Below are 11377 nucleotides of genomic sequence, written 5' to 3' on the forward strand. Positions count from 1 at the left end.
ATACAATAGAAGGTCAAATATGGGGACAATCTTCGATGTGTTAATGAAAAAGATGGTGAAATTTGAATAAATATCAATAAAATCAATAGATAACAAGGGTGCTCTAAGCGCCTATACCTATAAATTATATTTATCAAAATTTAGATGCGTCTGAAATTGAATTTATTGGAATTGAAAATGTTCTTAGATGTTTTAAGGCTTTTTATGAATTTAAATTTTTTGATGAAAATAATAATTTGATTTCTGCATCAATGTCTGATACATCTAAAGATTACTCAACTAGCCCTCAAGCTATAGTATATGGTTCAGGTGATATTCTTACGTCATCTACCTTTAACAATAATGCTAGCGGATCAGGCTCAATGCCGAGTTTTGAAAAAAGAATTCGTTTTTATTTATCACAAAACGCTACGAAAATGCAAATAAAAATTTATAGTGAACCACGTGATCGCTGTAATCCCTGTGGTCCATCAGGGGGAGATACTTGTTGGCCCGGTTATTATTACCCTTCTTCAGGAATTGGAAGTGCTGGTTACGGAGGATTTTATGGGGCTCTTAGTTTTCAAATAACGAGTTTTAAAAGAAATTAAAAACCAAGATGTTTTTAAATTGACAACAACAAGAATTAACAGCATTGTACAATTCAGCGGTCTCATTCCTCTCGATTGCTTTGTTACGCTGGGCTGTTTCAGTCGCTTGAAAAAAGCTCCATTCCACAGACCATTTGAACCCAAAAAAAGAGCAGCTAAGAAAAATAGCAGCTCTTATTTTGTTTTCTGCATTCCCAGTCTTCACACGCTCTCTCAATTCATTCGTTAGGGCTAAAAAATCCAAAATACATCTTCACTCAGTTACACTCCGCAAGCTACGTTTCTCTTCATTTCAGAAGTATTTAGTCTTTCGCCCTATGTTTTTTCAGCGGTTGCTCAAATGAACAGCAGTTGGGGTTTGCTCCACTGCGTTTTGCACTTAAATAAGGAACGCTACGCTGTGTTTTATTCTTTCCCCAACGAAACGCTCTAAGTCTTTCACATCACTCCGTAAACTACGTTCTGTTCTCATCCTTAGGCTGCTGTTCATTGCCGCAACACCGCCACATCGCTCCTCATAAAAAATTCCATAAAAATTCCATTTTTTACTGCGGTGCTTGGGGGTGTTTGTCTACACATTAACATTTTCCAGAAAAGAAAAAAATTGCAGCAAATTTAGAGTTCATAATTCACTCTCAGTCAGTCGTGCCTCCTTCCATTCTCGTTCATTATTTCCTCAATTTGAATGGCTTTCTTTTTTTTCTTTTTTTCTTTTGGAAAAATTATTTCAAACTATATACTTTGCAACATTGCAATCTTTGCAGACTTGCAAACAAATGAGATTTTAAAGATTGTGGGCTAAATGTGGGCTAGGAGTAAAAACAAAAAACCCTAACTTACTGATTAACAGCTGTTAGGGTTTTTATTCTGCGGAGAAAGAGGGATTCGAACCCCCGGACCTGTTACAGTCAACAGTTTTCAAGACTGCCGCAATCGACCACTCTGCCATTTCTCCAATAAGTCGGACATCAATTTCTCAATGCGGTTGCAAATATAAGAACCTTTTTTTGTTTTACAAAAACTATTTTTATAAAAATAGCAGCTATTTTTTGGGTTTCATTTTAACACTTTCATTTCCTTGATGTTAATCAATTTTAGCATCAAAAAATAAGCGTTAAATATCTTTAATAAGCCACGTATTCTTGGATTTCAAGGCCATATCCAATCATTCCAACGCGTTTTGTTTCCGCCGTATTCGATAGTAATCTTATTTTAGAAATGTCGATATCGTGCAAAATTTGAGCACCAATACCAAAATCGCGATTGTCCATTTTGATTTGTGGCGCTTTGAAAATACCTTTGCTTTGCAAGTCTTTCAATTCAACAATTCGGTTCAATAGATCTCCTGATTGTGATTCCTGATTGATGAAGAGTACTGCGCCTTTGCCTTCGGCGTTGATTAATTCGAATAGATCGCATAATTTTTTGTTGGCATCATTGGTCAAAGTTCCTAAAATGTCATTATTGATCAGCGTAGCATTTATTCGTGTCAAAACGGATTCACCTTTGTTCCAAGTTCCTTTAGTCAATGCAATATGTACCCGATTGTTGGTGGTTTGCAAGTACGCTCTCAGTCTGAACGTTCCAAAACGGGTATCGATATCAAAATCTTCTTTCTTAACAATTAGGCTATCATGTTGCATTCTATAGGCAACCAAATCTTCAATAGAAACCAGTTTTAAATCAAATTTCTTGGCTACTTCAAACAATTCTGGCAAACGAGCCATTGAGCCGTCCTCATTCATTATTTCGACAATAATACCTGCAGGTTTAAAACCAGCTAACCGCGCAAAATCGATGGCAGCTTCGGTATGCCCCGTACGTCTTAAAACACCTCCTTGTTTGGCTATTAAAGGGAAAATATGTCCAGGACGTGCCAGATCATAAGGTTTTGTATTTGGGTCAACCAGAGATAAAACAGTTTTGGCTCTGTCCGCAGCTGAAATTCCAGTTGTTACACCGTTACCTCTTAAGTCAACTGATACTGTGAAGGCAGTTTCCATAGGGTCGGTATTGTTTTGAACCATGGTATGCAATCCTAAATCTTTGCATCGGTTTTCGGTTAAAGGGGTGCAAATAAGTCCACGGCCATGAGTTGCCATAAAATTGATCATTTCTGGAGTCACCTTTTCGGCTGCAGCTAGAAAATCCCCTTCGTTTTCGCGACTTTCGTCATCGACAACGATGATAACTTTTCCCTGACGAATGTCTTCGATTGCTTCTTCAATTGTGTTGAGTTTTATTTTAGTTGTAGACATAAAATTGTTTTAAATTTTAAAAAAAATGTAATTAAAAAAAGCACCAACTACCTTAACTTTATTTTGTTGCGTTACTTCGAATACCGCTTCATTAGGGCTGGTTTGTATTTTGGTTGAAGCCATTTTTAATTTATTTTGGTGGTGGAAATATTTTTTGAATTAATTTTTGAAATGGAGCCATTATGATGTCCATATTGATTAATCCGATGTCATTTGTAGCCCGATAAGTCAATAAAATAGCTAATGGAGACAATATTAAAGATGACATCCAAGCTCCCAACAATGGCGACAATCCATTTTCTTGCGAAATTCTTTTGCCAAAAGTATTAATAAAATGAAAAGTGATAAATATTAATACGGCGAAAACTATAGGTAATCCAAGGCCTCCTTTTCGGATAATGGCTCCCAATGGGGCGCCAATAAAGAACATTAAAAAACAAGCAAAAGCAATTACAAATTTATCATAGAAAGCTAAAATATGTCCGTTGATGTTTTTCTGTTTGAATAGTAATTCAGTATTGGTTCCTGTTATCGAAAGTAAATTGTTATCTACATTACTGCTCGCGTAACTTAGAATTGTCAATTTTTGGTCGTTGGGATACATTGACAGTAAATCGTTAGATAATGTCTTAGTTCTTTTGACAGGGGTAGCTAAAGTAGGGCTTCTTTGTATGCCAATGCGCTGATTGATGTTTTCCGAAAAGGAAATAATTTCGGTATTCATATTTTTATGCAAGGAATCTAAAGTATAGTTTAGTTCGCTTACATTTAGCATTGTATTAGTGTTGGTAACGCTGACATCATTTACATCTACTTTGTTTAATTTGGATAAATCGATGTTGATGTTGTATTTCTTGAATGAACTCTTTGCAAAAGGGAATTTGCTTCGGTCTTCATATTTTTTAGGAATAATATCTTCGTAATAATAGCCGTCGTTCAAAACCATCTGCAACGTGTTCGATTGTTCGCTGCTGATCAGTAAACCATCTTTGGCCTTGATAACCGTTTTGTTTCCTTCGCCTATAGGCGATTTCTTGTGAATGGTTATGCCTGTCAAGGTATTTCCGTTGACCCCAGATTTTTTATTAACCTTAATAGAATAAAGTCCAACATTGCTAAACTGACCTTCGGCTATTGCTAAGGCCGGCTTTAATTGTGCAATATTTCGGCGGAAATTGATAAACTTATATTCGGCGTAGGGAATAACATTATTGGCGAACAAAAAGGCGATTATACTCAGAATTGAAATAAAAACAATCAAACTTTTCATGGCTCTTTGCAGTGAAATCCCAGCTGATTTCATAGCGGCGAATTCATAGTTTTCTGCCAGATTTCCAAAAGTCATTATCGAAGCTAATAACACAGATAAAGGCAATACCAATGGAATAATACGAGGCATGGCAAACATTAGGAATTTCAACACCATTGGTAGGTCTAGATCTTTACCAGCTAATTCGGCAATAAACAGCCAAACGGATTGCAGTATGAATATAAAAAACAAGATTACAAATACCGTCAAAAAGGTACTCAGAAAAGTCTTTAGTAAGTATTTGTCGAGAATTTTCACCTAGAGTTAATCTATTTTGTTGATGTAGTAATTGGGATATTTACTCGCGACAAAGGTAAATTGATTTTTCGATAAAGGTTGGTTGGTTTTAAAAGAATTAACAATCAAGGTAGTTTTTGTACCGTTCTTCCCTGTTTCAATAAGGTTGCAAATGTGGTTCGTTTGGGCGTCGATACCTAATAATATTTCTTTTCGTTGGTCTTTGGTGTTCGTTGGTATGAGCTTTACGTATTGGATTTTTCTACCTTTGACATCCTCTATTTTATCCATTGTGCACTTATAACCTGAATTGAAAAATGTAAGCATTTTCGATGGAGTGATCGCACTATTGTCATTTTCTTTCACTGCAGAAACGGTTACCTCTTCGTCCTCAGGGACTATGGTATAGGTTTTCTTACCGTCAAATATTTTGGTGACTCCCATAAAATTCAATACGTATTGATTGCCTTTCATAGTTACATTTCCTTTGCTATCCTGATTAATTTTTTCTTTGGAATTATGCAGACTGTATTTAAAATCGATTGCAATATTATCATAGCTTTTGATAATGGTGGTCACTTTGTTCAAAAGATCTTTGGCTTTATTGTCTTGCGCTTGAATTGAAAAACTTAACAGGAGGATGGTAATTTGAAAAAACTTCTTCATTGATTTTTTAATTTTGTTCATTGTTGAAAAATTGTTCAAGAGCACTCATATCCAGTATGTTTACATTTCTGGCTTTACTACCTTCGAATGGGCCAACAATTCCTGCAGCTTCCAATTGATCAATCAATCGCCCGGCTCGGTTGTAGCCCAGTTTCAGTTTTCTTTGAAGCAAAGAAGCTGAACCTTGTTGTGCCATCACAATTATCTCGGCAGCTTCTCTGAATAATGAATCTCTTTCAGAAATATCCATATCAAGATTAATGCCAGTTTCTTCGCCAATGAACTCGGGAAGTAAATAAGCGGTTGCATACGCTTTTTGAGAACCTATAAAATCAACAATTTTCTCTACTTCGGGGGTGTCAACGAAGGCGCATTGTACACGTACAACGTCATTTCCGTTGTGATAGAGCATATCTCCACGACCAATCAACTGGTCAGCACCTTGAGAGTCTAAAATTGTTCTAGAATCTATTTTTGAAGATACTCTAAAGGCAATTCTTGCAGGGAAATTGGCTTTGATTAAACCAGTAATTACATTTACCGATGGTCTTTGAGTAGCAATAATCAAGTGAATTCCAATGGCTCTAGCCAACTGAGCTAATCGGGCAATAGGAACTTCGACTTCTTTTCCAGCAGTCATAATTAAATCTGCGAACTCATCGACAACCAATACAATGTAAGGCAAAAACCGGTGTCCGTTTTCAGGATTTAATTTTCTGGATTTGAATTTTTCGTTGTATTCCTTGATATTTCGAACCATCGCATCTTTCAATAAAGAATAACGATTGTCCATTTCGACGCAGAGGGAGTTCAAAGTATTTACCACTTTGGCGTTATCAGTGATAATAGCATCATCAGAATCGGGCAGCATCGCCAAATAATGCCTTTCTATCTTGTTGAACAGCGTTAATTCGACTTTTTTAGGATCGACCAACACAAACTTGATCTCAGCAGGATGTTTTTTGTATAATAACGAAGTGATAACCGCATTCAATCCGACTGATTTCCCCTGTCCAGTGGCTCCAGCCATCAATAAGTGAGGCATTTTGGCTAAATCTACTACGAAAGTCTCATTCGAAATGGTTTTTCCTAAAGCAATCGGCAATTCCATTTCAGCTTCCTGAAATCTTGCTGAACCGATAACACTTTTCATCGAAACCATAGTTGGGTTCTTATTTGGAACTTCAATACCGATGGTTCCTTTTCCTGGAATTGGAGCGATAATACGAATTCCCAATGCCGACAGTGACAATGCAATATCGTCCTCTAAGCTCTTGATTTTTGATATACGGATCCCCGCTTCAGGTACGATTTCATAAAGCGTAACCGAGGGACCAACTGTTGCTTTTATCTGTGCAATTTCTATTTTGTAATTGCGCAGTGTTTCAACAATTTTATTTTTATTTTCTTCTAATTCTTCCTGATTAATTGTAATTCCGCCACTTGAATATTCTTTTAATAACTCGATTGTTGGGTATTTGTAATTCGACAAATCCAAAGTTGGATCGAATAATCCAAAATCAGCGACAAGTTTTGAAGCCAAATTCTCTTCGATGATATCTTCTTCCGGCGCTTTTTCAATTACAAAATGATCGTCATCGGTTTGGATAATTTCTGGAGCAATATAGGGTGGAGGAGTCGGACTTACTTCTTTCGGAAGTGGTTTCAGTGTAATTTCTGAAGGATTACTAATGGTTGGCTTTAATGCTTCTTTGTTGATTTCGAATTTCGATGGGGTTGTTTTCAATTCAATTCCTTCTAATTCTTCATCATATCCTGTTTCTTCCACAGCATATTCTTCTAAATTATACCCGCTTTTGGCAGCATTACTTCCGTTTGCTGAGTTTAAGTCGCTTCTAATTTCTTTTTTGGTGCTTTCGAAAAATGATTTTATTTTTTCTGGCGATATTTTAATTTTAAAAATCAGATAAATAACTAGTCCGAAGATTAATGCAAGCAATGTTCCTGTTTTACCAAGGTAATCTTGTAAAAACAAATTCAATTCATAACCAATAATTCCGCCCAACTCGGGTAGGGAAGTAGCAAAAAATCCAAATAAAACCGATAAAATAATAATTACGAATAAATCCCAAAACCAGATTTTTTTAAGTTTTTTGAGTGGAATTTCAAGGACTAAAAATACGCCTGTGAGAAAAAACAATCGAACAAAAATAAAGGAAGCTATTCCGAAACCTCTGTAAACCATTAAATCCGCAAGGAAAGCACCAAATTTGCCCAGCCAGTTTTGAACCGTTTCGGTCCTATTTGACAACTGATCTACAGCACTCTGGTCGGCTTGTCCGTAGATATAATAGGAAATAAAAGCAAGTAATAAGGCAATTGAAAACAATACTAAGAGCGCTCCCAAAACTATTTTGTTTTGTTTGGAGAACTGCCACGGTTTTTTTGCTACAGCATTTGTATCCGGTTTTTTTTCTGGAGTAACTGTTTTAGTTGTTTTTGCCATTCGTTATTGCACTATTTTCTATAAAAACTTGGGTACGTAAATAATTAATCCAATCGCAATTGCGGTCAGTGCAGCAAAAAAAACTGCACCCGCCGCAATATCTTTGATAAAACCTATTTTTTCGTGATAATTAGGGTGAATGAAATCGGCAATTTTTTCGACAGCGGTGTTAAGTCCTTCTATGCTCATTACCAATCCAATGGCAAAGGTTTGAAATAGCCATTCTGTTGTACTAATGTGCATAAAAAAACCAACAATTGATATAAGAATACCAATAAAAAATTGAACCATTATACTGTGTTCGGTAGTAATTAATTTTATAGCACCTTTTGCAGCAAATGAAACACTTTTAAGTCTTCCGCTAAAGAAAGAATTGTCTTTCTGAAATTCCATTCAATTAAAGTGCCGCTAAGGCAGCTTCGTAATTTGGCTCGTTAGCAATTTCAGAAACTTGTTCTGTGTAAACAACAGATCCGTTAGCGTCTACAACAATAATGCATCTTGAATGCAAACCTGCTAATACACCATCAGCTATTTCTAAACCATTGGTTTTGCCAAAACTTCCGTCTTTGAAATCAGACAAATTCACAACATTTTCGATTCCTTCAGCTCCGCAAAAACGTTTTTGGGCAAAAGGTAAATCTCTTGAAATACACAATACTTTGGTGTTTTCTAATTTAGCGGCAGTAGCGTTAAAAGTTCTTACAGAAGTTGCACAAGTTCCAGTATCAATACTTGGAAAAATATTAAGAACTAAATTTGTACCTGCGAAATCACTTAATGAAGCGATAGAAAGGTCGTTTTTTACTAATTTGAAATCGGCTAATTTTGTGCCAACTTTTGGTAATTCACCTGAAGTGTGGATTGGATTTCCACCTAATGTAATAGAAGCCATAATTATAGTTATTTAATGAGGTTCAAAAGTATGAAATTTTATTTACGATTGTATGATTTTGCATTGATGATTTGCTAATTTAATAAAAAAAAACGCTAGCATTGCTGAAAGCGTTTTACAATTATAGTATTTAAAAGTTTGAACAAAAAGTGCAACAAAAAACAGGGTTCTACTTGTCAATCGAGCCTAAAACTCGTTTCATAAAAGTATTCAATGCTTCTTTTTTGTCCATTCCCTCTTTTGTCATTTTATGCACTTCAAGAGCCCCGTACATATTTGAAATCAATTCGCCAATAACATCTAATTCTTCATCTTTCAAGGAAGAAACTTCAGTCAGAGCCTCTAAAACTTCAATGGTTTCTACTAGGTAATCTTGATCATTTTCTTCAATAAATTGAGATAAATGTTTGATTATTGGGAGTTTCATTTTAGTTGTTTGTTGTTTATCTTTGTGGTTTGTTGTTTATAGTTTGAGGTTTTGAGGATTCTATACAGATTCAACTATAAACTCTAAACCACGAACAGTTACTTAATTTCGTCTACCAATTCAGCTAAAACTTCCGCTTTATTGGTTTGGGTTTCGTTGACCAATTTTCCATTTACGAAAGTAGCAAAAGTAGGCAAGTTGCTTACGTTGGCTAATTTTCTGGACTCTGGCGAATTTTCAGCATCTACCAAAACAAAATTTACGTTTTCGTTTTCTGAGGCCAATTTTTTGAATTTTGGTTTCATAATTCTACAATTTCCGCACCAAGAGGCAGAAAATTGAACGATTACTTTTTCGTTTGCAGAAACTAAATCTTGTAATGTATCTTCGTTTAATTCAATTAACATAGTTTTTTGTTTAAATGCCAATACTTTAAATTCCAAATTCCAAACTAATGGAGTAGGAATTTAGTATTCTTAAAGCTTGAAAGATTAATAATTGTGGAAGAAAACTCCAAATCCCAGAATTGGAATTTGGAATTTTAAAAATTGGAATTTAGTTTAAGCTTAAGTATTCAGCAGTACTTTTTCTATCCGCACTCATCGCATCTTTTCCTTCTTCCCAGTTGGCAGGACAAACTTCACCTTTGGTTTGAACGTGTGTGTAAGCATCGATTAAACGTAAATATTCGTTTACGTTACGACCTAGTGGCATATCGTTTACACTTTCGTGGAAAATTTTACCGTCTTCATCAATCAAATAAGTAGCTCTGTAGGTTACGTTTGAACCTACCAATAATTCACCATCAAAAGCTTCGTCATATTCCATTTCGATATCTAAAATACCTAATTCAGCGGATAAGTTTCTTGTTGTATCTGCAAGAATTGGATAAGTAACTCCTTCGATTCCTCCGTTGTTTTTAGGAGTGTTCAACCAAGCAAAGTGTACTTCATTGGTATCACAAGAAGCTCCAATAACGATTGTGTTTCTTTTTTTGAATTCACCTAAAGCAGCTTGAAAAGCGTGCAATTCTGTTGGACAAACGAAAGTAAAATCTTTTGGATACCAAAACAAAAGTACTTTTTGATTGTTTTCTGTAGCTTCTTCAAGTACGTTGATTCTTAAGTTATCTCCCATTTCAGAAATGGCGTCTACGGTAATGTTTGGGAATTTTTTTCCTACTAATGACATGTTTTACGTATTAAAGTTATTATTAATTTTTACTGCCGCAAAGATACTTCAATTGACTTTTTTTGATGGAAGATTTCAATTATTAATCTTTATTTAACAATAGGCAATTAGTATTGATTTTTCATTATCAATAGAAATTTGTTATTTAATTCCGCTGATTTTTACGGGCAATTCGCCTCTGCATCTTGAGTTTCTTAATAATTGTCTTGCTGCACTTTCTTGAAATTCACGAAAATCTTGGTACACTTGAATGATTCCTATGGTAGATTTCAGATTCGGAATTACTTGTAAAGCATAGGGATTTCCGAAATGATACAAAACGCATTTTTTGGTTGAAAATAATTCGCCTAAAAAGGTAAGTACGTTGTCATCGATATCAAAATTATTCAACGGTTTTGCTTTTGGCACAAAGAGCGTAACCAATATGGTATCGAATCCTTTCAGATTTTCTTTCATTTGCTCAATTGCATCTAAATCGCCATTTTCGAGTGCAAACTTTTTCGATGGTAGGACAATGTTCAACGATTTAAAAAAGATATTGTCCGTACTTTTATAAAGACTTAGTTTGGCCAATTTTTCATTGTTCTTGGCTTCAAATAAGTGTAAGCTGTTACTGTTGTCTTTGATTTTTGTTGTGCTCTTATCCGCAATAAGACGGTTTAGAATAGATGTGGCCTCAACATCAAATTCGCCTTCAGGAGTATAATTTCCGTCTAAGATCCCCACTTTTTGCTTGCATTTTAAAATGCGGTTGAGACTAGCTTCAATGCGCTCGGGCGAAGCATTTTTCAAAATGGTTTGAATTCCCTCAGCTACATTTTCTGCAAAACACAAAACATCATTTCCAGCATTGAATGCTTCCCATTCCAATTGCCCTTTGGTATCATATAGTTTAGAAACGCTGTGCATATTCAATGCGTCAGAAATCACTAAACCATCAAATCCCAATTGTTTTCTCAATAGGTTTTCGATTATGTTTTTAGACAAAGTGGCCGAAGTATTTTTGCCCTCATTCATCGCAGGAACGGCTAAGTGCCCGATCATAATAGAATCGACATTGTGTTGGATTCCTTTTATGAATGGAACCAATTCGTTTTCCATCAATTGCTCTAAATTTTCTTCGAGAATAGGCAATCCTAAATGTGAGTCAACATTAGTATTTCCGTGTCCAGGAAAATGTTTCAAACAACCTAAAACGCCTACTTCATTTAAGCCTCTTAAATATTCTGTAGCGCAATTGGATACTTTTTCTTTGTTTTGACCAAAGGAACGATAGCCAATTACAGGATTATTTGGGTTGTTATTTACATCTGCCAAAGGGGCTAAATTGTAATGAA

11 protein-coding genes and 1 tRNA gene are annotated in these 11377 nt (G+C 35.4%); 1 reads left to right on the plus strand and 11 read right to left on the minus strand.

All coding sequences use genetic code 11. The features are described from left to right. Positions 1-251 precede the first annotated feature (251 nt). Positions 252-590, plus strand: a complete 339-nt coding sequence (locus tag ACIQ1E_RS11995; RefSeq protein ID WP_396171543.1) for a hypothetical protein — start codon at positions 252-254, stop codon at positions 588-590. A gap of 870 nt (positions 591-1460) precedes the next feature. On the opposite strand, the gene ACIQ1E_RS12000 is transcribed toward ACIQ1E_RS11995, so the two are convergent. From ACIQ1E_RS12000 to ACIQ1E_RS12050, 11 genes are all read right to left on the minus strand, one after another. Beyond that, positions 1461-1545 (minus strand) — tRNA-Ser (locus ACIQ1E_RS12000). Positions 1546-1714: 169 nt separating this feature from the next. Next, complete coding sequence (gene ribB / locus ACIQ1E_RS12005) at positions 1715-2848, minus strand: 3,4-dihydroxy-2-butanone-4-phosphate synthase (protein ID WP_396171544.1); 1134 nt, start codon at positions 2846-2848, stop codon at positions 1715-1717. Positions 2849-2978: 130 nt separating this feature from the next. Continuing rightward, complete coding sequence (locus tag ACIQ1E_RS12010) at positions 2979-4415, minus strand: LptF/LptG family permease (RefSeq protein ID WP_396171545.1); 1437 nt, start codon at positions 4413-4415, stop codon at positions 2979-2981. 6 nt (positions 4416-4421) lie between these two features. After that, positions 4422-5060: an outer membrane lipoprotein carrier protein LolA gene (locus tag ACIQ1E_RS12015; RefSeq protein WP_396171553.1), complete on the minus strand. Its 639-nt coding sequence runs from the start codon at positions 5058-5060 to the stop codon at positions 4422-4424. A gap of 7 nt (positions 5061-5067) precedes the next feature. Next, on the minus strand, positions 5068-7527 hold the full coding sequence (locus tag ACIQ1E_RS12020; protein ID WP_396171546.1) for a DNA translocase FtsK: 2460 nt from the start codon (positions 7525-7527) through the stop codon (positions 5068-5070). Positions 7528-7545: 18 nt separating this feature from the next. Then, positions 7546-7920, minus strand: coding sequence for a diacylglycerol kinase (locus tag ACIQ1E_RS12025; RefSeq protein WP_396171547.1), 375 nt, complete (start codon positions 7918-7920; stop codon positions 7546-7548). Positions 7921-7924: 4 nt separating this feature from the next. Beyond that, positions 7925-8422, minus strand: a complete 498-nt coding sequence (gene tpx / locus ACIQ1E_RS12030) for a thiol peroxidase (RefSeq protein ID WP_396171548.1) — start codon at positions 8420-8422, stop codon at positions 7925-7927. A 169-nt stretch (positions 8423-8591) separates the two neighbouring features. Further along, positions 8592-8849 carry a DUF6952 family protein gene (locus ACIQ1E_RS12035; protein ID WP_396171549.1) on the minus strand — a complete coding sequence of 86 codons (258 nt, stop codon included), beginning with the start codon at positions 8847-8849 and terminating at the stop codon, positions 8592-8594. Between the two features lie 98 nt (positions 8850-8947). Further along, the gene (locus ACIQ1E_RS12040) at positions 8948-9256 is read right to left on the minus strand and encodes a thioredoxin family protein (protein WP_396171550.1); all 309 of its coding nucleotides are present in this window, start codon (positions 9254-9256) and stop codon (positions 8948-8950) included. Between the two features lie 148 nt (positions 9257-9404). Then, entirely contained in the window at positions 9405-10040 is a 636-nt protein-coding gene (locus tag ACIQ1E_RS12045; protein ID WP_396171551.1) for a peroxiredoxin, read from the minus strand. 141 nt (positions 10041-10181) lie between these two features. Then, positions 10182-11377: glycoside hydrolase family 3 N-terminal domain-containing protein (locus ACIQ1E_RS12050; RefSeq protein ID WP_396171552.1), on the minus strand; the 1196-nt coding region annotated here is incomplete at its 5' end.

This window comes from Flavobacterium sp. (genome assembly GCF_044348915.1).
GTDB lineage: Bacteria > Bacteroidota > Bacteroidia > Flavobacteriales > Flavobacteriaceae > Flavobacterium.